Consider the following 24,681-nt stretch of genomic DNA (forward strand, 5'->3'; position numbering starts at 1 on the left):
TAAAGACCGTTTTTTGATAAATTGAGTGAATTGTAAAATAATCAATCGTGGATTTGACCGCACTTTGCGCTTGGCTGTAACCGGGTTAAGTCGAAGCGGTAAAACGGCTTTTATTACGAGTTTGATTAATCAACTGTTACATATTAATCAAGAGGAAAATGCTCATCTTCCTTTATTTGAGGCTGCCCGAAATCAGTCTATTTTGGCGGTAAAACGAGTGCCTCAACAGGATTTAAGTATTCCACGTTTTGATTATGAAGCGAATCTCAATGATTTAGTGAATAATCCACCACAATGGTGCCAATCTACTCGAGGGGTGAGTGAAACACGTCTTGCTATTCGTTTTGAACGTCAATCGGGCTTACTTCGTCATTTTAAAGAACGTGGCACATTATACTTGGATATTTTCGATTATCCTGGTGAATGGCTATTGGATTTACCTTTGCTGAATCTAGATTTTCAACAATGGTCACTTGAACAAGCTAAAATTACATCGGGTATTCGCCAACAGTTTGCCCAAGAGTGGTTGGATAAACTGAAAAAGCTCGACTTAAGTGCGGTCGTCAATGAAGATGTTTTAGCGCAGATTGCAAAATCTTATACCGACTATTTACTTGCTTGCAAAGCAGAAGGAATGCAATTTATTCAACCAGGCCGATTTGTCTTGCCTGGGGAATTAGAAGTCGCACCTGTTTTGCAATTTTTCCCGTTATTGCATTTGTCGGAAGAACAATGGCAAAAACTGAAAAGAGAGGCGAAATCCAATAGCTATTTTGCCGTGTTAAATAAACGATATGATTATTATCGTAATAAGGTGGTGAAAGGCTTTTATGAAAATTATTTTTCTACTTTTGATCGCCAAGTAATTTTAGCGGATTGCTTAACGCCACTGAATCATAGCCAACAAGCCTTTATTGATATGCAAACAGGTCTTAATGAGCTTTTCAAAAATTTCCGTTATGGGAAACGCAATTTACTTAATCGCTTGTTTTCCCCGAATATTGATAAGCTCATGTTTGTGGCAACAAAAGCCGATCATATCACGACAGATCAAATTCAAAACTTAATTAGTCTGATGCGCCAATTGGTGCAAGAAGGCGGTCGTCATGTAGAATTTGAAGGGATTGATACAGAATATACGGCAATTGCTGCGATTCGAGCGACAAAACAAGTTTTAGTTAATCAAAACGGTAAACAAATCAAAGCTATTCAAGGTGTGCGTTCTTTAGATAAACAACTGATTACACTTTATCCAGGATCTGTTCCAAGTAAACTACCTAATGCTGAGTTCTGGTCAAAACAATCTTTTGACTTTGATTCCTTTGAACCTCAAGTTTTACAACAAGGTGAAAGCATCCCGCATTTAAGAATGGATGCAGTTTTACAGTTTTTATTGGCGGATAGGTTTGATTAATTTTTATCCGGATGTAAGGGAAGGATCACTCGATTATAAAAACTACCATTAATCATGGTTTTATTCAGATGATATTTGCGGTAAGCCTCAAATACAGGCATATCAGGCTTGGTTGGATTTTGCCAAAATGAAGCCAAATCCCCTTGGTGTGTAAGACCTTCAAAATGATAATTAGCACGCCCAAGCGTAATAACGGGCATTCCATGTAATAAGGCTGAAATACCACTCGTACTGTTTAATGTTACCATGCCTTTTCCATGGCGAAGTAGAACAGGCAATGACACATCGTACACATAGAATAGTCGCCCTTTTAATTGAGGATAGCGGCTTTCAAACTCTAGAATAACAGACTCATAATGAATAAAACCTCTATCCATTGGGTGGTGCTTAATGATCAAGTTTAAATGATTAGGCGCAGATGTAGCAAAAGACTGTAGTACTTCAGCTAAGAATTCACCGACGCTATTGAAGTCGCAATGTACTTTTACTTGGCTGTCATCGTAAACTTGCAGTGGTACAATAAAAAAATAACCGAGTTCTCCTTTTGTTACTTTTTTTGCAAACGAGCGATCACGCAAGTAATAACAAGTCCGCTTAATGCCTGATGTAACCCAGAGTTTTATATAGTATTTCAGATTCAGAATACGGTGGTGCTGGTATTTCGGGTAATTATCTCGCCCCAAATAAGCTTTAATATAATAAGCGATTGCCACTTTTGCCATCGGTAAAAAACCTTTGGCTAATTTAAGTGGTACAGCTGGCTCAGGTAAATTTTCGGCTTGCTCAAGATAGAAATCTGCTTGACGAGGAAGAGGAGAGAACGCATTTACCCCTTGTTTTTCGAGTGTGACGTAATCAGGACGGAAATAGCCTTCTTCAAACACCCAAAATGGAATTTTTTCATCTTGTGATATTTTTTTTGCAATTTTGTGGTATTTACGGTTGTCACCAAAGCAAACCATCGCATCAATATTGTGTTGTTTGCAAAATAGTTGCAAGTAAGGGTAGAACTCACTCACTGAGCCACGATAAGCAATCGTGTTTTCAATCGATGACGGATAAAAATGCTCATCGCCACCGTTAAAATTGATTTTATAAACGGTTTTTCCTTGTCCCACTAACCAAGCTGAAAGATCGGTAAAAAAGTGGCCGATTGGTCCTTGCAAAAGTAAAATCCGTTTCGAACTTTGGACTAATTCATCTAAATAGTGGTTCATACGAAAATGATTATTGATTATATGATTAAGACATATTGCCATAACTGCATTGTTAAGTACGCAATGTGCGCACTAAATGCTGTAATTTGCCATATTGTTTTGCCAACCAATGGCGATGAATGCCACTGTGATTAAGCGCTAAACGCTGTGCTTTTAAAATTTCAATCGCTGTTTGAGCATTGGTTAGCTCACCCGTATTCGGATTAACATATTGTGGATAATAGACCAATGTGCCAGCAATAAGTTCTAACAATGAAAGTTTTCGATTGCGGCGGTTAAAAGAGCAGTGATCAACGGTCAATCCCCAGTGGCTATAAAATGGCAAACCATAACAATGCACCGTTTTGTTTCTTAGCAAGGCTTCAAAACCTGCAAGAGATGTCATGGTGTGTAGTTCATCCACGGCATTGATGCAGTCAAGCACGTTTTCTGTTTTTGCAATTTGATCCGCTAATTTGACCGCTTGCGATTCTGCAATATGACCAATGCGATTACCACTTACAACATCCGGGTGTGCCTTATAAACGATATAAGCTTGAGGATTTGCGGCGCGTACTGTTTTTAATAAATCTAAATTAGTGCGAATATTCGGTGAGGCAGTTCGAATAGAGGCATCGTCTTCGACCTGTCCTACCACTAAAATTTTCTTTTTGACTGTATTCGGTAAAGAAAATGTTCCTTCACCGACATTATATTTACCGATATGTTGCGATACCAACACATGTTGTAGCTGACTGGCTTCGATTAAATCTGCTTCGGTAAATTGTTGATGCTGCAAAATCTCTTCTAAGCGAGAAGGACTTTCTGCATTGAAATAGATACCTAAATCGTCACACACTAAAGAAAGTGGTGCAACCAAGTTTGAGCCAAGCCCAACTGAACGAATAAACCCATCTTCCATTCTGAGCACGTTAATATTATGCGCTTTAGCATAATTTAGCGCGGCTTCTTTACCCGTTCCCCATAGTAACAAGCGGTCATTTTTTGTGAATGTTTTACCATTGAGTTTGCTCACATCTTTAACAAAATGTAGCTTGCAGCTTGGTAAACGGAAAAACGGTTTAATAACCGCACGTTTCCACAAGGATATTCCAACGCAATAGAGATTGCCTTGTAAGCGCAAGTTAAGTGCTTTGGTGTGAATGATGTGGTTAATGACATCAAAAATCGTTCCCGATTTGCCGGTATTCGGATTCAAATAACGAGTATATTGAAAATACGCCGCATAAAACAGTTGTAAAATTGACCGCACTTTACGGCGCTCACTTTGTGCTAGCGCTTTAGCATTAGGATGACGATCATCCGTTACGCCCCAGCCAGCAAACCATGGTACGCCAAAAGTCACCACTGGTTTACCCACTAATAATGCTTCAAACCCCATTTGAGAGGTAACACAATAAACTTTCTCTACGGCTTTAATTAGCGAAATCGGATTGACGGGATCACCAAAAAAATGCACGTCGCTTGGATTATTTTCATTTGGCGAAAAATAACCCTGCTTTTTACCACTTAATACATCAGGATGGGTTTTCACTAAAATTTTGGCATTGGGATTTTCTGTAATGGCAGCTTGTAACATTTGTGCAAAATGCTCAGTATCGGCTTGACCATATTTAACCGCTATATCGCCAAAGGTTTGGTCGATAACAAGCACTAATGGCTCGTCACCTTCTTTCTCATAATCCACTAATGTTTGGTTATATTTTGAAAGTTGATACGTCACAATTTGTGTCCGAGCCTTTTCCGCTAAAACCTCATCACATTCACCTGCCTGAATAAGCTGTTCCAATGTTGAGGGACGAGTCGTGTCGTAATAAATACCTAATTTATCCACGACCATAGAAAGTGGTGGATAACCATCAACCCCTAGACCAAGAGAACGTAAAAAACCGTCTTCTAAGAGCAAATAAGGCTGATGAAAAATGGTTGCAAGGAACTTAGCTCTCTTTCCACTTTTTTTATGTCCCCAGCCAATTCGAATGGCATTTTTTGTTTTTCGGTCGAAGCTAATTTTGCCTTGTAGTAATGTGGAAAAACGATGTCGATTTTTCCACAGACCGAAATCTAAGAGCGTAATAACATATTGATACACAATAATTAGTCTAATCCTATAACATCAGCAATTTGTTTTAACCGATGAGCCCAAGTATGATGATTAGCTACATAATCCGCACCGGCTTTTGCTCGTTCTAAATCTAGTGGGTTTGGGCCATATTTTAGTCGATTAAATAGTTCTAACATTTCTTCTTCAGAGTGAACAGTGTAGCAATAATCTTTAAATAAACGTTCTACGGCTAGTGATGGATTGGTTACTGAAATACCCCCGCAAGCAAGAATTTCTATCAATCTACGAGAAAACATTGTCGGTGAATCTGTAACAGTGTTGACATTTAAAGAAACTAAGTAATCCTTATAGATTTTTGCCGTATCAGGATATTTCAAAGCTGGATGAATATTAATTCCCTCTAAATTCGGATAACGATAATTTTGCGATTTTCTATCTGAATTTCGATCAAAAACAGCTAATCCCAATCCACTTATTAGCGCAGTTGAAAATAAGCTATTTTGCCATTGTCGTCTAACATCATGAATATGGTGGCTGTAACTACCTACAAAGTTTGCTTTATGATATTTAAAATTAAAACCAGTAAAAGAATGAAACTTTGGTTGCACTGCAAACATTAATGTATGGACAGAAGCATTTTCCCCCATCACTGCTTTATATTTAGGAATGCAATTTTCATCAACAGTAAACACATGATCAAAGTGCTTCGCAGAATCAATAAAGCGATCAAAATGAACAGCATCCTCTTTATTCCAAAAGACTGTTGGAATATCTTTTTCTTTTGCATTTTCAACTAATCGAACTAATTTTTCATTAGTTCGATTAGGATAATCTGGATAAGAAGCTATTTTGTATTTCCAACAGTTTCGGTAGCCTTGCCAAGCTGATTCAACGAGTAATATTGGATTATTAATTTTATTAAATAAAAACCATGATTCTCTTACCTTAGTGTCATTCTCTAAATTTAACGAATGGCTTGTAAGAGAATCACTGATTAAGTAAATTTTCATTTTTTAATAATTATAGTCCTTTCCACATTACATATAATCTTAATGCATTTGCTAGCATAGCTTCTTGTCTTTTCGGTTTATCAAAATGCAATGGTATCATAGATAAGAACAAAAGAATAGTTGCTGGCAAAATATATTTATTATTGATATTAGGAATCAAATTTTTTTCCATGAATTTATTTTGAATTAGTTTTATTCTTTCACTAATGCTAAATTTAATTTTAATGCCATTTGATTCAGAATGTTCTAGCTCAAAATAATCTGAAATAATAAAATCATATAACCCAATAAAAGAGTGACACAATTTAGCTAAATCATATGTCTGGTTGCCATAAATCGTTTTTTCTTTATTTAGGTTAATTCCTCTTGGATCAATAACTTTAATTGTATTACATCTAGAGTCGAACATAATATTACTAAAACATAAGTCACCATGAAGTATTGATGGAATGATAGGGAGTTCTAGAGTTTTATTTATACATTCTTCAGCGATTTTATATATAGATGGTAATGTCTTGCCATCGTATATAGTTTGTTTATGAATATCTAATTTAATTTTTTGGGCATATTCGTGTAATCTTTCAAACGTTTTATTTTTGTATAGCCCAATAGAATCTAAAGTAATTTTCTCTGGATCTTCATTAATTAAAAAATCTGGGGTTCTGCATTCGTTCATATATAATGAAATTGAATCGAAAATTTTTTCCCAAAACTCTGGAGGATTTGAACCGTGAACAAAAATCTCATTTAATGGAAGATAAGGTAAATATTCCGTTTCATAAAATACCAGTCCATTAACTTCACCACTTTGTAATAGCTGTGGCGTAAATCTTTTTAGATGAGGTGGTAGGGAAGCGAACCAATTTGCTTCAGCCTCTATTTTGATTGATGGAGCCCCTGACTTCCAAACAATCCCGTTAGCAATTTTTAAGTGATTAAATGCCCTTTGAGTAGTTATTTCTGAACGAGAACGGAAATATGTATTAATATGCCCAAAATCATACCAATGTTCTACTTCTTCATATACACAAGGTATTTCTAACGAGTATTTATGGATTGATTCAGTAAATTTCCCTTGTGTTTTAGCTAAACTACGAATAAATTTTTTAATAGATGAAAATGCAAAATATCCACACCAGGCTAATCTAGAGAAAGAATTATTTTGATATTCCCATTCATAGTTATCATTTGTTCTTGCTACGGCAATACAATTTTCTTTTGTCGGTATTTCACTGAGTAGTGTATCGCCGTGAAGTAAACGTAATACTTCATTATCATTATAGTCAATGGTATTTAATGCATACAGCAATGCCATTCCTAAAGATATTCCTGTAGGAATAAATATAGGGATTATGTTTAGACTACTAATAAGTTTTAATGAGTTCTTGTCTAATTCAAAATTGTCTGGTAAAGATAAATATATCCTCTCTTCGTTGAATACTTTTCTTAAATTATTCACTTGAAATGTGAAAAGTTTTTTATTCCCGATAGGTAAAAAAGAAGGTGGAATAGCACCAAACTCATTTCTAAATTCAGGAATAACATAATCAGCGGAATTAATAATGATCATTCTGAGGTATCCATTTTTGTGATTTTTCTTATTTCTTCATAAGTTAATGAAGTAAACTCATCAGGTCTAATTGCTCTATCATCAATATAGAACCCATCATGTCCACACCATGGTTTACCAATATAAATTTCATCATATGGCACATTATAGGAATTAAGCCATTGAATAATAGTTGGAAGTGTATAAATATTTATTTTTCCAATGTTTCCTTCAAAAGTTCTCATGTTTCTGCTAGAAGAAATAACTATTTCAAAACCATTTTTTTTATATTCTATTAATTTATCTATAACATCTTGAATTGGTGAGGCGCTTGCATAATTACCATCTTGGGTTAGTGTTATAGTGTTATCTAAATCAACAATTAATCTTTTCATTTTGTTTGTCACTTTTGTTTTTCTAATATATCGAGATATTCCTCTGGCGTGCCACAAAATAAAATATTCTCGATATTAATAAGATCATAGAGGATAGTATTATTTTCTCTAATTAAAGTATTGTATAAAGGTGCTATGTAAAATTCTTCTTTTACTTTTTCATTCTTTGCTTTTGCCTTTAAAAAGGCATTTTCAAATAGAGATTTTTTGCTAAAGTAATATAGTCCATCGCTACAAAAATCAGAGATTCTTTCTTTTTCTGCTGTTTTAATTACTTTCAAGGTATTTTCTTCTGCTAGTGCGAATGACCAATGATCTCCTTCACCTTTAAACACTTCTAAGTAACCATCACATGAATTAACCCATTTAGGTTTAATAAAATTAATGATTTTTGAATCAATATTGAAAATATATACTTCATCGTCAGCTTCTATATGCTTTAAGCCTTGATAAACAGTATCTGCTTGTCCCAATGTCTCTTTATCAAGGCAAACTAGATGAAAGTTTTTGATGCCTAAATGAGAAATTTCTTTCTCTATAAATTCTTTAGTATTATAAATATCTCTATATACGAAAATAAATGTATCAGTTTCAAAGTATTTCTCAAATGAACGGACTGACCACGAGAAAATACTTTCATCTTTCAGCATTAATTGATATTTAGGTTTTGTATATCCAGCTTTAAAGAAACGAGAGCTTAACCCTGCCATAGGAATAATAAATAGGCTCATATTTTCCTCATTTAATTATTTATAAATATCCATATCTCTTAAGACATTAAGAGGTATAAGTTTAGTTCCTGATAATCTAGATTTTTGCAGAGAACTAGGTGTTTCTAATAGAGATAGTGCATTTCCCCAAGCTTCTAATCCGCAGTTTATGTGTCCATGGTAAGCTCCCTTCTCTAAAGTATTGCTAGTAAACTGATATGATATTGTTGAATGATTGTGACATTTAAGTATAGGCAATATTGAATCTGGTTTACCTATCCATAATTGATCTCCCATTCCAAAGCCCCATTCTAAGAATAGATAATTTGATGTATCAGTAATTAAAGTTTTATATTCGTTTAATCTTTTATCTAAAATAAGAGGAGTACTATCTTTGAAAAAATAATCAGGTCTTATTTTGATTATAAGATCATATTGTTTAAAATATTCTTCTCCTAAAGTATTTACCCAATATGCATTATGGTAATACATTTTTTCAGAGTTAGACATCAAGTTATATGGGTACTCAGTATATTTTTTTATATTAAATTGGATAAGATTACACCATTGAAGATAGTTTGAAATATTATCTTTTATTATTGTTTCTATAGTATCATTGGAGAGATATGAATTTATCGCAGTATCAAATTTTGAGAAATCAAAAATATCTTGTTCTTTAGCAATAAAATCACAAGCCTCTTTTTCAAATATACGATAGCTATTTTGTGCATTAAATCTTGTAGAACCTATATTATCCCAAGTGCTAATATATGCATCTACGCTACCAAGAAATCTAAATTTAGAGGCAAATCTAGGAATTGCTTCTTCATATCCTCGCAATTGTCCACATATAAGCAGGGCAACTTTCATTAGTATATTTTTAGAATTGTTGTTTTTCCCTTGAGATACTTTGTTTTTTAAAGAGTTAAGACGAAACTCCAATATATCCTTATAGGTAGAATTAATTTTAGAGTTGGCTTTTATAAATAATGAGATTAAATTTATCTCATCTTTAATGCTTACGTAGTTTTTCTTCGTTAGTGCTAATAGTAAGTTTATAAAGAAGATGGGGTTTATTCTTCGTAACACAAAGATGAATAAAGGATTTTTAAATAATGTAATAAAGAAATCCATTATTTCATCTTTTACGAGTACATATACAAGTTGTTGTTGATTCAAGTTGTTAATAATATCAATTATTTCATATTCTTTTAATTTTAAGAATATACTTGGTGCAAAATAAGCAACGTTGACATTAAATGTTTCAGATGATGGTTCAAATTTCCAATCTTTCTCGCTCAAGAATTTGTTAATCATTATACTAACACGTTCCCAGCTACCCCAGCTTTTAGCGCCCATAGAATAGACATAGCGAGTATGACTAATCAAGTTACTACGATGGAATTGCTCAACTAGTTCATTAATATCAAGTAAATTATTTTCTATTAGAGATTGTATGTTTTCTTCAGAAAAAATTAATTCTTTCATTTTTTTCATCCTTTATTTTTATTTAGTCTGGGTAATATAGATATAATACTCTCTTTATCTTTTAATTCAACTTTAAATAAATTAGGGTGATTTATTTTACTCATCGGACTCCCTGTCTCAATAAGGGCAATTATATCAGATTTACTACCTAAATAATCGCTAATTTTAGATGGTAAATAAGGATTATTAACTTTTAGTCCTTCAGTTTCTGCGTCCATAACAACTAGTGCATCGAATTGGTCCGATAAATGCAGAAAGTCAAAATAAGAAACATAAGGTTGAATAATGATTAAATCATGCAATTCTTTCGGTGTAGTTTCTAGAATGCTCTCTCTATTTTGTTGAGTATAGATATAGAGTCTGAATGATTCTCTTAATTGGTTTGGTAGTTCTTTCCAAGCATCAACAAAAGGCGTAAATCCTCTATTGACATAGAATGAGCCGAAGTATGCTAAGTTTGTATAGTTGTTATCTAACTCAATTTTAGCGCAGGAAATTTCATAGAAATTTCTTGGGAGCGTTGGTTGAGGTAAGATCACAGCTTTACTTCTTATTATATCTTTATGAGACTCATCAGCATAAGAAAGCATATATTCTAATTGGTTCTCATTAGTGAAGATTAATTCATCTGCATATAAATATGGTAGTGCTTCACACCAATAAAATAAATTATTGTTAATATATGTCTCAGTTTTACCTGAGATAAATCCATGGTGAATTAACCATTCAATAGGTAATTCTTCAAATCTTGCTTTACCAGAAACGTCCATTAAAACTGGATCTGAAAATTCTGCACTCCATTTCAATTGCGGATATTTTATTTTTAATATCGCAGCTGCAAAGTGAGAGGCTGGCCACATTGCTCGGCTATAAATTGATTTATAGACCCGTCTTTTAGTAAACAATTTTGCAACTTCAACTAATGTATTAGTTGCAAATTGTTCAATAGAATGCCAGTTTGAAAACGATTGAGGGCTATTTAATTTTATTGTTTCTCCTAGATAAGGATCTGCAATGAGCATTAATTCTTCATCAATAGGCCTTACCTTATCCATATTGTTATAAATAATATCAACAGGCTTATTCATTTCTCTAATTCGTTTACTCATTACTACACCAGAGGTATCAATAAATGGTGCAAAGCAATAAGAAATAATAAGTGTATCACTAAATAGAGCATTTATATCTCGAATGATATGGTTATTTATTTTGAGATTTTGAATATCTCGTATGCATTTAGAAAAATCATCAGGATTTTTCTTGAGATATCTAGTGATAAAGCCGGATTGAGCCTTAATTTTACTCTGAATAAACTGATTAATATATTGATTATAAGTTCCTTTAATTAAATCGGAGAGTTTTTTGATAACTTCTAAACGTTGCAATACATTAAAATCATAAGATTCTTTTTGGCGAGATACGGAGTTATCCCGAACAACGCGTTTATAATTTGCATATTGATATTCAGGGACTAAGCTAACTCTTGGCATAAATTTAGCAAGTACTTCGCTCCAAAATACCACATCTTCACCACTGCGCAGATTTGAATCGTATTCTACAGATTTCACCATATATGTTGGTACAAGTTTGCAAGCATTCATAGTCAGTGTTGAAGTGACATCATTATATTGGATATCATCTTTTAGAATAGCTTTATCAAGTTGTTTAGTTATTGGACTTACAACAATTTCTTCCCCATACACATCTTCAATACCAGTTAATGTTAATGTGTTATACATAGCTTTACTGTATAAGCTAGAAAGGAATTTTGTGTCTACATAATCATCATCATCAATAAATGTAGTCCAAGAAAATTTGGCTTTCTGAATAGCGAAATTTCGAGCTTTGCTTACATTAGCTTCTTTCAAAGAATAATATCTTAAATTAAGATTAGGATTTTCCAACTTATATTGTCTTAATAACTCTTCTGTGCCATCTTTAGGACCATTCATCACAACAATAATTTCAAATAGGCTATAACTTAGGTCTTGATTATTTAAAGAATCTAAGCATTTCTTAATAGTATTAACTCCTTTATATGTTGGAAGAATGATACTAATACCATTTGTATAGTGAGATATGCCTACTTTATTATGTACAGATATTTTTCCTTTTATATCCCAAGGAACAATATCTAATTTTATATTTTCACAATCTAAAGGTGGGATAATAAATAAATTATCCTGTTGATCTTTCTCTGTATTAAGGTAGAAATAGTATTTCCCCAGTTTTTTACTTTGTGGTAATTCAATACTAGATTCTAGTGTATTATTATCTTTATCTAAGAATGTAATAGCTGCCAGTGCTTGTTTAGTCTGCTTAGGGGTTTCTTCACTATCAATGTTGATTGATAAGACAAGTTGGTCAATATTTTTGCAAGCAATAGTTTGAAAGAACCCTCTGTTTCTTAATTCAAGCCGCTCCACTGCGAAAAGCTCAATAAAATCCTTAAACTCTTTTTGAGGTAGACTTGTCCATTGAGTAATAGTACGGCGACCTTTCCAATTAATAGTTAAATAATCAGGTTTGCGAAGTGTAACTGATATTTCTGTACGTTGTTGTTTTTTAGTTCTCTTCTCAAAAGGTAGTGTGTAAAGTGTTTTAATTAAATGTTTAAAGCCTGTCCATGATTTAAAACCAAAAATGAGGGCGTATCCCAATCGAAATGACATTGAGTGCTCATAACTAAGAGCTTTTTTTTCTAATTGTTCTTTCTGTCTAGTTAAGTTAGATTTTTCTTGTAACCATTCTCTATGGACGACTTCAAATTCACGGATCGCTTTAGTTAAATTTTTCTTTTCTTCCTGTAAGAAATCAATTTTATTTTGTAATCTTTGGATTCGTTTATCTTGTTCAATAGCTGTATTGTGAAACAGCGTTAAGCTTGTATTAAACTGAAAAAATTCTTGCTGCGGTACTATTTTTTCTTCATAAGAGTGATATTTTTTTTGATTTTTTTTGATTTTTTTTCTTTTAGACATACCTATTCCTATTATTTAGGGGACAAAAGCCCCCTTATCTTTAATTACCAGATCCCTTTCATATCTACTACCACTACATTGTTACCAAAGTGCGGTTTGTTTTCAACGAATTCTTTATGGTTAACTAATAATACAGCAACATCTGCAGTTTTTAGGCTTTCTTGATAGTCTAGTAAAGTTAGTTTTTTGTCACTATGGTTTGCTTCTGCATTATAGTTTGGTTCAACCGCTTTTACTTGATTTGGATATAAATTCATTAATTTCTCAGTAATCGCTAATGCTGGACTTTCACGTAAATCATCGATATCTGGTTTGAAAGCTAATCCATAACAAACGATGTTGATTTCATTTGTTGATTTATTTGTAAGGTTTGCTGCTTTTTCTACAGCTTGTTTGACTTGCTCAATAACCCAATTAGGTTTGTTGTCATTTACTTCTCGTGCAGTACGAACTATATTTGCTAAATCGGGTGTTTTATCTACAATAAACCATGGATCAACAGCAATGCAATGACCACCGACACCACAACCGGGTTGAAGAATATTTACACGAGGATGGCGGTTAGCTAGAGCAATTAACTCCCAAACATTAATATTTAAGCGTTCAGAGATCAAAGAGAGCTCATTCGCAAAGGCGATATTTACATCACGAAAAGCATTTTCAGTAAGCTTACTCATTTCAGCCGTACGTGCATTAGTTTTCACTAGATCGCCTTTTACGAAAATTTTATAAACATCAATTGCTTTATTTGAACATTCGTCAGTAATACCACCGATAATTCGGTCATTTTCTACTAACTCGCGAATAACCTGGCCTGGTAATACGCGCTCAGGGCAATAAGCAACATAAACATCAATATCATCGATGTTACTATTTTCATGTGGGAATTTTAAATCTGGGCGTGAAGTTGACAGCCATTCAACCATTTGCTCAGTGGTACCGACCGGTGAAGTAGATTCTAGAATAACGGTATCTCCTTTTTTGAGAACAGGAGCTAATGCTTTTGATACAGCTTCAATATAGCTTACATCTGGTTCATGATCACCTTTAAATGGAGTTGGCACTGCGATTAGAAATGCATCAGCCTGCTCAGGCTTAGTAACTGCTTTTAATAATCCATCGGCTACTGCTTTTTGAACAATTTCACCTAAACCAGGTTCAACAATGTGAATTTTTCCTTGATTGATAGTATCAACAGCATGTTGGTTAACATCTACACCGATAACTTTAGTACCTTGTGCGGCGAACATTGCTGCGGCAGGTAAACCGATGTAACCTAAACCAATAACTGAGATTGTTTTGTTTTTCATATTGTTTATTTCCTATTTTATAAAAGATTATTTTTTAAAAGTGTTTCTACGATACGATGGGAAGCCATGCCGTCTCCATAAGGATTTTTTGCCATTGACATTTTTTCGTACAAATATGGATTATCTGTTAATAGAGAAAATTCTTTTACAATAGTATCTGTATCTGAACCTACAAGTTTCACAGTTCCAGCTGCTACTGCTTCAGGTCTTTCTGTTGTATCACGCATAACTAGCACTGGTTTTCCTAAGGATGGAGCCTCTTCTTGCACTCCACCTGAATCACTTAGAATAATATGAGAACATGACATTAAATAGACGAATGGCAGATATTCTTGTGGTTCAATAAGATGGACGTTCTCAATATTTGAAAGCATTTCTAGTAATGGTCTTCTTACGTTAGGATTAAGATGTAGAGGAAGTACAAATTCAAATTCAGAATATTTCTGCGCTAATTCTAATATCGCAAGCCCGATATTCTTAATACCATCACCATGATTTTCTCGACGATGAGCTGTAATTAAAATGATTTTTTTATCATATTTAGTAAATGGAAAACATTCTTCCATTTGAGTTCTTAAAATAGGATTTTTTAATTTCTCAGTTACTATTAAAAGTGCATCAATAACCGTATTCCCTGTAATAATAATGCCTTCTGGCTTTTTATTCTCTGCAATTAAATTCTTTTTTGCAGTTTCAGTTGGAGCAAAATGTAAAGATGTTAACATTGACGTTAAACAACGATTCGCTTCTTCAGGCCAAGGTGAATATATATTTTGCGTGCGCAAACCAGCTTCAACATGACCGACAGGAATTTTTTGATAAAAAGCAGCTAAACTTGCAGCAAAAGTTGTAGTTGTGTCTCCGTGAACTAAAATATAGTGAGGTTTGAATTCTTCTAAAACTGGAGTTAGTTTTTCAATAATACTCGTTGTAATTCCCTGTAGTGTTTGAGATTCTTTCATAATATTCAGATCATAGTCCGGTTCAATTTCGAATAGGGAAAGAACTTGATCTAACATTTCACGATGTTGTCCTGTTACACAGACTTTAGATATGATTTGTGGGTTTTCTCTAAGTTGATGTACTAAAGGCGCCATTTTTATTGCCTCAGGTCGTGTACCGAAAACAGTCAGTATTTTCATATATGGTTTCCTTTAAGTTAGGTTAGTAAAATGAGAAAAATTTTTACATGTAAAAGTGAGTTTACACTTTCCCCTATATCTCAATAATATCGAATGAGAAAGACAGAATATTTCATATAATTCAGCTCCTCTGCATATAATATCATAGATAACTCAGCTAAGAAAGATATGGGAGATCTAGTTGCTTTCATCAAAGAGTTTCTTGTCGTTAAATCCTTAAAACAACTATTGACATATCAGTAAATTCAATAGTATTTTTTTATTTCTAGAATAAATGGTATACTCCTAAGGTTGATTTTCGAATACGGAAGAATGAAGGAGAGAGAGCTGCGATGCATTTTTTCATCTTTTTCACAATTTATTTTCTTGTATTCATTTATATTTTTCTTAGATTTTATAGGAATGAAACATTCAATGAAAAATTATCCATTAAGAGCGGTCAGCTTTGCCTTGATATTTGGACTTTCCGCTTGTTCTTCGCTACCCACTTCAGGGCCGAGCCATTCTGCAGTGTTGGATATAAACCAAGGGGCTGATGCATCGGAATTAGCTACAAAAGTTAATGTTGTTGAGTTAAATGAATTACTTGTGCAACAAATGTATATGGCACAACAAAGTCAACGCTTTTCAGGGTTTGCAGATGTGTCTGGTAGCAGCGGTTATGCTGGTGCTGTAAATGTAGGTGATGTATTGGAGATTTCCATTTGGGAGGCGCCTCCTGCAGTATTATTTGGTACAACCTTTAGTAGTGAAGGACAGGGCAGTGGCCATGTTACGCAATTGCCTTCACAAATCGTGAATAAAAATGGTACGGTAACCGTACCATTTGTTGGAAATATCAGTGTCGTAGGTAAGACACCAGAGGTTGTTCAAGCTCAGATTGTGGCAAGCCTTAGACGTAAAGCAAATCAACCACAGGCAGTAGTTAAAATTGCTAACAATAATTCAGCAGATGTGACTGTTATTCGTCAAGGTAATACTGTGCGTATGCCATTAACTTCAAATGATGAACGTGTTTTAGATGCAGTGGCTGCAGTAGGTGGGTCAACAGAAAATATTGAAGATGTGACTGTTCAGCTTACGCGAGGAAATCAAGTGAAAACATTGGCATTTGAAACCTTAATTGCCGATCCTAAGCAAAATATTGTATTACGTGCAGGGGATGTGATTTCACTTTTAAATACGCCATATAAATTCACAGGGCTAGGCGCTGTAGGTAATAATCAACAGTTACGTTTTTCTAGCAGTGGTATTACGCTTGCTGAGGCAATTGGTAAAATGGGCGGTTTGATTGACACGCGTTCTGACCCACGAGGTGTCTTTGTATTCCGTTATACGCCGTTTGCACAATTAGACTCTAAAGCACAGCAAGAATGGGCGGCTAAGGGGTATGGTAATGGCATGGAAGTGCCAACCGTATACCGTGCGAATTTATTACAACCGGAAACCATGTTTTTATTACAACGCTTCCCTATCCAAGATAAAGATATTGTGTATGTGTCGAATGCACCGCTTTCAGAATTCCAAAAATTCTTGAGAATGATTTTCTCGATTACCTCGCCGGTAACGAGTACGACCAATACGATCAGAAGTTATTAATTTAAGGGGATAATATGACAACCGAAAACCCAGTGGCACCGAAGAAAAAGAAGAAATCACTTTGGAATAAAATGAATTCGCTTTTTGGATTAACTGTATTGATTCCAACTGCTTTTTCTGCAGTATATTTTGGTCTGTTAGCATCTGATATTTATGTTTCAGAATCTAGTTTTGTAGTACGTTCTCCTCGTAGTCAGTCTTCTTTAAGCGGAGTTGGTGCATTATTGCAAAGTACGGGTTTTTCTCGTTCACAGGATGATACTTACTCTGTGCAAGAGTATATGCGTTCACGTACAGCACTATCAGCATTAGAGCAAAGTTTGCCTCTTCGCACTTTTTATTCTGAAAAAGGCGATTTATTAAGCCGCTTTAATGGGTTTGGTTTGAATGATACACAAGAGGCATTCTATCGTTATTTTAAAGAACGTTTGAGTGTTGATGTGGATTCTATTTCTGGCATTGCAACATTGCGAGTGCATGCTTTTGATGCTGAAGAAGGTTATCAAATCAATGAGCGCTTATTGAAAGAAGGTGAATCATTAATCAATAGATTAAATGAGCGTGCAAGAAAAGATACGATTGAATTTGCTGAGCAGGCCGTAAAAGATGCAGAGAAAAATGTGAATGAAACTGCACAAGCATTGAGTCAATATCGTATTAAAAATAAAATTTTTGATTTACCGGCTCAATCTGGAGTGCAAATTTCATTAATTTCAATGTTGAAAAGTGAATTAATCCGAGTTGAAACTCAATTAGCACAATTAACTTCAATCACGCCAGATAACCCACAAGTACCCGCATTGCAAATGCGCCAGAAAAGTTTGAAAAGAGAAATTGATGAACAAACACGTCAATTATCAGGTAATGGAAATTCAGCTGCAACACAAACTGCAGATTATCAACGTTTAGTCTTAGACAATGAGCTTGCTCAACAACAATTGACCGCAGCAATGACATCTTTACAAAACACTCGCGGAGAAGCCGATCGCCAACAACTTTATTTAGAAATAATTAGTCAACCAAGTAAACCTGACTGGGCATTAGAGCCAAGTCGTATTTATAATATCATTGCGACCTTTATTGTCGGTTTAATGTTATATGGTGTATTGAGTTTACTTATCGCAAGCATAAGAGAGCATAAAAACTAATGAAATATGGTGATCAAACAACGTTTAAACAATCATTAGCGATTCAAGGGAAGGTGATTAACGCATTACTTATGCGTGAAATAATCACTCGTTATGGGCGTAAAAATATTGGCTTTCTATGGCTGTTTGTTGAGCCTTTACTCATGACTTTTTTTATTGTGATGATGTGGAAATTTATTCGTGCTGATAAATTTTCAACTTTAAATATGATTGCTTTTGTCATGACGGGCTATCCTATGGCGATGATGTGGCGCAATGCTTCGAATCGTGCAATTGGATCAATTTCAGCAAATCTTAGCTTACTTTATCATCGAAATGTTCGTGTGTTAGATACTATTTTTACACGAGTTTTACTGGAGGTGGCGGGGGCTTCTATTGCTCAAATTCTTTTTATGGTAATCCTGGTGATGATCGGTTGGATTGATGCGCCACAAGATGTGTTTTATATGCTTATTGCATGGTTTCTCATGGCTATGTTTGCTTTTAGCTTAGGCCTAATTATTTGTGCTATCGCTCAGCAATTTGAGGTTTTTGGTAAAATTTGGGGGACCTTAAGTTTCGTATTGTTACCTATTTCAGGAGCATTTTTCTTTGTACATAATCTTCCATCACAGGCTCAATCTATTGCACTTTGGCTTCCAATGATTCATGGTACGGAAATGTTTCGTCATGGTTACTTTGGGGATACGGTAGTCACTTATGAGAGCATCGGATTTTTAGTCGTAAGTGATTTGGCTTTATTGCTAATTGGCTTAGTGATGGTTAAAAATTTCAGTAAAGGGATTGAGCCGCAATGATTCGTGTGAATAAAGTGTGTAAAAAGTATCACACTAATAGTGGTTGGAAAACGGTACTAAAAGATATCAATTTTGAGTTAAAAAAAGGTGAGAAAATTGGGATCCTAGGACGAAATGGAGCAGGCAAATCAACACTTATTCGGTTGATCAGTGGAGTAGAACCCCCAACAAGCGGCACTATTGATCGTTCAATGAGTATTTCTTGGCCATTAGCTTTTAGTGGTGCATTTCAGGGAAGCTTAACCGGGATGGATAACCTGCTTTTTATCTGCCGTTTATGTGATGTTGATCCTGAATATGTGACTCGTTTTACAAAAGAGTTTTCTGAATTAGGTGATTATCTTTATGAACCAGTTAAGAAATACTCTTCAGGGATGAAAGCTCGGCTTGCATTTGCTCTTTCGCTTTCTGTTGAATTTGATTGTTACTTGATCGATGAAGTAATAGCGGTGGGAGACTCTCGATTTACAAAGAAATGCAAGTATGAATTATTTGAAAAGCGCAAAGATCGTTCAATTATTTTGGTTTCACACAGTCCAAGTGCAATGAGAGCTTATTGTGATAATGCGGTAGTATTGGAAAATGGCATCATGCATCATTTTGAAGATATGGATAAAGCATATCAATACTACAATGAAACGCAAAAATAATTAATAATCAGTAATTTAATTTACGATCAATAGGGAAATTAAGTCAATTTAATTGTCAAATATTTAATATAAACCACTATTTTTTTATTGGTATTTAAGTAGAATTAATTTGAGTCTTTCTAAAGTAAAGGAGCTTATGATGAAAATGAAAACTCTCTTAGCATTAGCAATCAGCGGAATTTGTGCTGCTGGCGTGGCAAATGCACATGACCATATGGCAAAACCAGCAGGTCCTTCAATCGAAGTAAAAGTACAACAATTAGATCCTGCAAATGGTAACAAAGATGTAGGGACTGTAACCATTACTGAATCAAATTATGGTTTAGTGTTTACACCAAATCTACAAGGTTTAGCTGAAGGTTTACATGGTTTCCATATTCATGAAAACCCAAGCTGTGAACCAAAAGAAAAAGACGGTAAATTAATAGCAGATTTAGGCGGCTGGCGGTCACTGGGATTCTAAAGGTGCAAAACAACATGGTTACCCATGGCAAGATGATGCTCACTTAGGTGACTTACCGGCTTTAACAGTATTACATGATGGTACAGCAACTAACCCTGTTTTAGCTCCACGTCTTAAAAAATTAGATGAAGTTCGTGGTCACTCTATTATGATTCACGCAGGTGGCGATAACCACTCAGATCATCCTGCTCCACTTGGCGGTGGCGGTCCACGTATGGCATGTGGCGTGATTAAATAAGTCGATTCTTAAAGATAAAAAGTGAGGTCAATTTCTAAAGAGTTTTAAAACCTCTCAAAAATCGACCGCACTTTTATTTTTTTATCACTTTATTTAATCACTTCCGTTGTATATTCCAATTTGTGAATGGCATTAATCAATTGCTCATCAACCACTTTGGGGTCTTCTACAACAGTAACGGTTCTATCTTTAATGGAGGCTTTAGTGGAAATCACGCCATCAATATTGCGTAACTCTTTATTCACTAAATAAGCACAAAGCTGGCAGTTCATTTCATTCACTTTTAGCACAACTTGCTTTGTTTCTTCCGCCTGAGCGATAAAGAAGGTGAATAATGAAAGTAAAAGTGCGATCGTTAATTTCTTCATTTTTTGTTCCTAATTAGAAAGCTCTAAAATCCACGGTAAAATGGTTGGATAAGTTAAGAAAAAGAGCATGACAATAAATACAATCCAATATAAAACAATGAGCTTTTTACGGGAAATATATTTGCTACAAATGATTTTTTTGGAAAACATCAACAGCCAAAATCCATAGGTAAAGGCACATAATGAAACGATAAGCATAGGAATACGCAAATAATCATATTCGCCCAAGCCAATCAACCATGTAGATGACACGCCAAATACTAAATAGATCAAAGGCGCAATACAGCACAACGTTGATGCCACCGCGGCACTAAGTGCGGTGGCTATGGCAATCCAAAAGGATTTATTAGAGTTTTTTAGAGACGTAGTCATATTTAAATTCTTTTGGATCAAAGGAATTTAACGGATCGCCACCCACTTCAGCATACGGATAGCCGAAGTTATTGATTGGAGCCAGTTCTGGTTGTGGATATAAATCGAAGTCACGGGCATGATTAAATCCGACCCAGTTTGCTTCCCAGTTACCAAACAAATATTTTGCTACGGCCTGTGTATCTTTATCTTCAACAGATTTTTTCTCAGCTAAACGCATTTTGGCAACGTCTGCGGAATCCACTGGTACCCAACCAAAACCAGCAAGGTAGAATTCAGCACGGCAGTGCTGACCGCCACTTACGTTTGCGATGCCTTGTTCATTCGCACTACCGAAAGCACCTTTGGAATATTTGCCCATTTTCTCTGCCGCACCTAAGCGAATACCAAAAATTTCACGGGCTGGGATGTCTGCCGCACGAGCAAGCGCCACAAATACAGAGTTAATATCGGTACATTTACCTTTTAATACGCCAGTAGTAAGAATTTTTTCTACATCGCCGTCGCCACAACCTAATACAGAATTATCACGTTCCATATTTTTTACGATCCAATGGTGAATAAGTTCTGCTTTTTTCAATGGATTAGTTTCTTTACCTACGATTTTGTCAGCAAATTCTTTCACAATGCCATCAGTTTTAATATGTGGAGTAGCTTTTAAGTACTCTTGTACATCCACTGAATACTGAATATCTTTTGGCGGAGTATAATTCTCTAAAGCACCTTTCACCATCGGTTCACGGTCTTTTGTTTCAATGACCATCGTGACTTTTAAATCACGTTTTTGTGCATCTTTATCCCAAGTGGCAAATAAGGTTTTCGCACCGTATTTATTGTTTTCTGTTATATAGGCATTCATGTAATTACCTTCAAAGTGAATCGATTTCACTTGTTGGTATTCTCCATTAAATGGCAATGGAACCCATAAATTGGTTTGTCCTTGCGAGCCTTTTGGTGCAACTAAATCGTAGGTTTGCGTGAATTCGTAAAGATGGGCGTCTGTATTGTAGTTGGGAATAATGGTGTTTGCATGGGCTAACGAGCCACACGCAGAAAACACCGCAACCGCGATAAGTTTCTTCATGAAAAGATCCTCTAGTTAATAATAGTTAAACTTAACATATTAGATAAACTAATACGCCACTATGCTAACGGATTTTTAAATCTATAGTCAATTTGTTATTCCAAAATTTATAAAAACATCAACCTACTAAAATACCCTATAAATAATGTACCTATTAATAATTAGTTGATTTGGCTCAAGTAAAACTTCTATACAAAGATTATAATTAACTCGTTTTAGTTATTACTCGATCTTACTGTGGGGGACGATATTATGAGTAACTTTAATCAAATAAGTCGCCGAGATTTTGTCAAGGCGTCATCTGCGGGAGCTGCACTGGCAGTTTCAAATCTTACTTTACCTTTCAATGTAATGGCTAAAGAGACACAATACCTCAATGAAAATAGCCAGGAACGTATTGTTTGGAGTGCTTATACAGTAAACTGTGGTAGCCGTTGTCCATTACGAATGCACGTAAAAGATAACCGAATCACTTATGTGGAAACCGATAATACGGGGACAGAAACATATAATCTTGATCATCAGGTTCGTGCTTGTCTACGTGGACGTTCTATGCGTCGTCGGGTGTATAACCCAGACCGTTTAAAATATCCAATGAAACGTATAGGTAAACGCGGAGAAGGTAAATTCAAACGAATCAGTTGGGATGAGGCTTTAACTGAAATTGCAGACGCATTGAAACGCAATATCAAAAAATATGGCAATGAATCAATTTATTTAAACTATGGTACGGGAACACTCGGTGGCACAATGGCTAAATCTTGGCCACCTGCATCCACTATGATCGCTCGTTTTATGAATTGTATTGGTGGATATTTAAACCATTATGGTGATTACAGCACCGCACAAATTGCAGTCGGTTTAGATTATACCTATGGTGGTGGTTGGGCATTGGGAAATGGAATGGCTGACATTGAAAACACCAAATTAATAGTGTTATTCGGTAATAATCCTGCAGAAACTCGTATGAGTGGAGGTGGTTTAACTTATTGTATTGAACAAGCCAAAGCTCGTTCCAATGCCAAAATGATTATTATCGATCCTCGTTATAATGATACTGGTGCAGGGCGTGAAGATGAGTGGATCCCAATTCGTCCGGGTACTGATGCAGCCCTTGTTGCTGCCCTTGCTTATGTAATGATTAAAGAAAATCTCGTGGATCAACCTTTCTTAGATAAATATTGTGTTGGTTATGATGAAAAAACATTACCCGCTGACGCCCCTAAAAATGGTCATTATAAAGCCTATATTTTAGGTTATGGTGATGATGATGGTATCGCTAAAACCCCTGAATGGGCGGCTAAAATCACTGGTATTCCAGCGGAGAGAATTATTAAACTCGCACGTGAAATTGGTAGTACAAAACCTGCCTTTATTTCCCAAGGCTGGGGGCCTCAACGTCGTAGTAATGGAGAATTAATCTCTCGTGCCATTGCGATGTTACCAATCTTAACGGGTAATGTTGGAATTCACGGCGGTAACACTGGTGCACGTGAAAGTGCGTACAGCATTCCATTTGTGCGGATGCCTACGCTGAAAAATCCCGTGAAAGCAAGCATTCCAATGTTTTTATGGACAGATGCAATTATTCGAGGCACAGAAATGACCGCACTTACAGATGGTATTCGTGGTGTTGATAAATTATCTTCCCCCATTAAAGTAATTTGGAATTACGCAAGTAACTGTTTGATTAATCAGCATGCACAAATCAATCGTACCCACGATATTTTACAAGATGATACCCAATGTGAAATGATCATTACTATTGATAATCATATGACATCTACTGCCAAATACAGTGATATTTTATTACCAGATTGTACAACTTCAGAACAAATGGATTTCGCTTTAGATGCCTTTGTATCCAATATGGCCTATGTCATTTTTGCAGATCAAGTGATCAAACCATCTTTTGAATGTAGACCTATTTACGATATGTTGAGTGATTTAGCTGAGAAAATGGGCGTAAAAGAAAAATTTACTGAAGGAAGAACACAAGAGGAATGGTTACGCCATATTTATGAGCAATCTCGAGAAAAATTACCTGAATTACCTACTTTTGAAGAATTTAGACAACAAGGTATTTTTAAAAAGGTTGATCCTAATGGCTTTAAAGTTGCATACAAAGATTTCCGTGATAATCCAGAAGCCCATCCACTTAAAACGCCATCTGGCAAAATTGAAATTTATTCTTCTCGTCTAGCTGAAATAGCAAAAACTTGGAAATTAGCAGAAGATGAAGTGATTCATCCCTTACCTATTCACGCCCAAAGTTTTGAGCATTACGGTGATCCATTAATGGAAAAATATCCGTTACAACTAAGTGGTTTTCACTATAAAGCGAGAACCCATTCAACTTATGGCAATGTGGATGTATTAAAAGCAGCTAATCCACAAGAAGTTTGGATGAATCCTATTGATGCAGAACCTCGTAATATTAAAAATGGCGATATGATTCGTATCTTTAATGATCGAGGCGAAGTACGTATTAATGTAAAAATTACCCCCCGTATTATTCCAGGGGTTGTGGCATTAAGCGAGGGGGCTTGGTATGCACCAGATAAAGATCGTATCGATCATTCAGGTTGCATTAATGTACTTACGACACAACGCCCATCACCGCTTGCGAAAGGTAATCCGCAACATTCTAATTTAGTTCAAGTGGAACGTTTGTAGGGGGA

The 24,681-nt window shown here is 35.2% G+C and carries 19 protein-coding genes and 1 pseudogene; 7 read left to right on the forward strand and 13 right to left on the reverse strand.

Annotated features, from left to right (window positions below):
• Positions 1–25 precede the first annotated feature (25 nt).
• A complete protein-coding gene (locus ACPT9C_RS09380) occupies positions 26–1,414 on the forward strand; it encodes a YcjX family protein (RefSeq protein ID WP_111695721.1) in 1,389 nt (462 codons plus the stop codon).
• On the opposite strand, the gene ACPT9C_RS09385 is transcribed toward ACPT9C_RS09380, so the two are convergent.
• From ACPT9C_RS09385 to wecB, 10 genes are read right to left on the reverse strand one after another with little or no spacing between them, the layout of a single operon-like run.
• Positions 1,411–2,631, reverse strand: a complete 1,221-nt coding sequence (locus tag ACPT9C_RS09385) for a capsule biosynthesis protein (RefSeq protein ID WP_111695722.1) — start codon at positions 2,629–2,631, stop codon at positions 1,411–1,413. The genes ACPT9C_RS09380 and ACPT9C_RS09385 overlap by 4 nt on opposite strands.
• Before the next feature lie 52 nt (positions 2,632–2,683).
• Positions 2,684–4,687, reverse strand: coding sequence for a capsular polysaccharide biosynthesis protein (locus ACPT9C_RS09390; RefSeq protein WP_230304887.1), 2,004 nt, complete (start codon positions 4,685–4,687; stop codon positions 2,684–2,686).
• Between the two features lie 41 nt (positions 4,688–4,728).
• On the reverse strand, positions 4,729–5,706 hold the full coding sequence (locus tag ACPT9C_RS09395; RefSeq protein ID WP_061671256.1) for a CgeB family protein: 978 nt from the start codon (positions 5,704–5,706) through the stop codon (positions 4,729–4,731).
• Between the two features lie 10 nt (positions 5,707–5,716).
• Positions 5,717–7,276, reverse strand: coding sequence for an EcbG (locus ACPT9C_RS09400; RefSeq protein WP_050948620.1), 1,560 nt, complete (start codon positions 7,274–7,276; stop codon positions 5,717–5,719).
• The gene (locus ACPT9C_RS09405) at positions 7,273–7,650 is read right to left on the reverse strand and encodes an HAD-IIIC family phosphatase (protein WP_050948788.1); all 378 of its coding nucleotides are present in this window, start codon (positions 7,648–7,650) and stop codon (positions 7,273–7,275) included. Before ACPT9C_RS09405 ends, ACPT9C_RS09400 begins: the two co-directional genes overlap by 4 nt.
• A gap of 8 nt (positions 7,651–7,658) precedes the next feature.
• Positions 7,659–8,381, reverse strand: a complete 723-nt coding sequence (locus ACPT9C_RS09410) for a glycosyltransferase family 2 protein (RefSeq protein WP_050948621.1) — start codon at positions 8,379–8,381, stop codon at positions 7,659–7,661.
• A gap of 15 nt (positions 8,382–8,396) precedes the next feature.
• Positions 8,397–9,848: a hypothetical protein gene (locus ACPT9C_RS09415; RefSeq protein WP_118879784.1), complete on the reverse strand. Its 1,452-nt coding sequence runs from the start codon at positions 9,846–9,848 to the stop codon at positions 8,397–8,399.
• Between the two features lie 5 nt (positions 9,849–9,853).
• Complete coding sequence (locus ACPT9C_RS09420; protein WP_061671257.1) at positions 9,854–12,829, reverse strand: glycosyltransferase; 2,976 nt, start codon at positions 12,827–12,829, stop codon at positions 9,854–9,856.
• Positions 12,830–12,873: 44 nt separating this feature from the next.
• On the reverse strand, positions 12,874–14,139 hold the full coding sequence (gene wecC / locus ACPT9C_RS09425) for a UDP-N-acetyl-D-mannosamine dehydrogenase (protein WP_050948624.1): 1,266 nt from the start codon (positions 14,137–14,139) through the stop codon (positions 12,874–12,876).
• 17 nt (positions 14,140–14,156) lie between these two features.
• On the reverse strand, positions 14,157–15,281 hold the full coding sequence (wecB, locus tag ACPT9C_RS09430) for a non-hydrolyzing UDP-N-acetylglucosamine 2-epimerase (RefSeq protein WP_050948625.1): 1,125 nt from the start codon (positions 15,279–15,281) through the stop codon (positions 14,157–14,159).
• Positions 15,282–15,695: 414 nt separating this feature from the next.
• Here wecB and ACPT9C_RS09435 point away from each other — a divergent pair, with 414 nt between their 5' ends.
• From ACPT9C_RS09435 to sodC, 5 genes and pseudogenes are all read left to right on the forward strand, one after another.
• Positions 15,696–16,880, forward strand: coding sequence for a polysaccharide biosynthesis/export family protein (locus ACPT9C_RS09435; protein WP_050948626.1), 1,185 nt, complete (start codon positions 15,696–15,698; stop codon positions 16,878–16,880).
• 14 nt (positions 16,881–16,894) lie between these two features.
• On the forward strand, positions 16,895–18,028 hold the full coding sequence (bexC, locus tag ACPT9C_RS09440; protein WP_050948627.1) for a capsule polysaccharide exporter BexC: 1,134 nt from the start codon (positions 16,895–16,897) through the stop codon (positions 18,026–18,028).
• Entirely contained in the window at positions 18,028–18,825 is a 798-nt protein-coding gene (bexB, locus tag ACPT9C_RS09445; RefSeq protein ID WP_050948628.1) for a capsule polysaccharide exporter permease BexB, read from the forward strand. The genes bexC and bexB overlap by 1 nt, the downstream gene beginning before the upstream one ends.
• Positions 18,822–19,475 carry a capsule polysaccharide exporter ATP-binding protein BexA gene (bexA, locus tag ACPT9C_RS09450; protein WP_118879786.1) on the forward strand — a complete coding sequence of 218 codons (654 nt, stop codon included), beginning with the start codon at positions 18,822–18,824 and terminating at the stop codon, positions 19,473–19,475. The genes bexB and bexA overlap by 4 nt, the downstream gene beginning before the upstream one ends.
• 139 nt (positions 19,476–19,614) lie before the next feature.
• Positions 19,615–20,176: pseudogene (gene sodC / locus ACPT9C_RS09455) on the forward strand (superoxide dismutase [Cu-Zn] SodC).
• A gap of 89 nt (positions 20,177–20,265) precedes the next feature.
• Here the strand turns inward: sodC and ACPT9C_RS09460 are convergent.
• Genes ACPT9C_RS09460 through ACPT9C_RS09470 form a run of 3 tightly spaced genes read right to left on the reverse strand, consistent with a single transcriptional unit; the run spans position 20,266 to position 22,000 of the window.
• Positions 20,266–20,544 carry a heavy-metal-associated domain-containing protein gene (locus tag ACPT9C_RS09460; protein ID WP_050948630.1) on the reverse strand — a complete coding sequence of 93 codons (279 nt, stop codon included), beginning with the start codon at positions 20,542–20,544 and terminating at the stop codon, positions 20,266–20,268.
• A 9-nt stretch (positions 20,545–20,553) separates the two neighbouring features.
• Entirely contained in the window at positions 20,554–20,916 is a 363-nt protein-coding gene (locus ACPT9C_RS09465) for a mercuric transporter MerT family protein (protein WP_050948631.1), read from the reverse strand.
• The gene (locus tag ACPT9C_RS09470; RefSeq protein WP_050948632.1) at positions 20,891–22,000 is read right to left on the reverse strand and encodes a transglutaminase-like domain-containing protein; all 1,110 of its coding nucleotides are present in this window, start codon (positions 21,998–22,000) and stop codon (positions 20,891–20,893) included. The genes ACPT9C_RS09465 and ACPT9C_RS09470 overlap by 26 nt, the downstream gene beginning before the upstream one ends.
• A 252-nt stretch (positions 22,001–22,252) precedes the next feature.
• Between ACPT9C_RS09470 and ACPT9C_RS09475 the strand changes: the two genes are divergently transcribed.
• A complete protein-coding gene (locus ACPT9C_RS09475) occupies positions 22,253–24,676 on the forward strand; it encodes a DMSO/selenate family reductase complex A subunit (RefSeq protein ID WP_423717245.1) in 2,424 nt (807 codons plus the stop codon).
• The last annotated feature ends 5 nt before the right edge of the window (positions 24,677–24,681 follow it).

Source organism: Haemophilus sp. HN_Hi16 (genome assembly GCF_049823435.1).
Classification (GTDB): domain Bacteria; phylum Pseudomonadota; class Gammaproteobacteria; order Enterobacterales; family Pasteurellaceae; genus Haemophilus; species Haemophilus influenzae_D.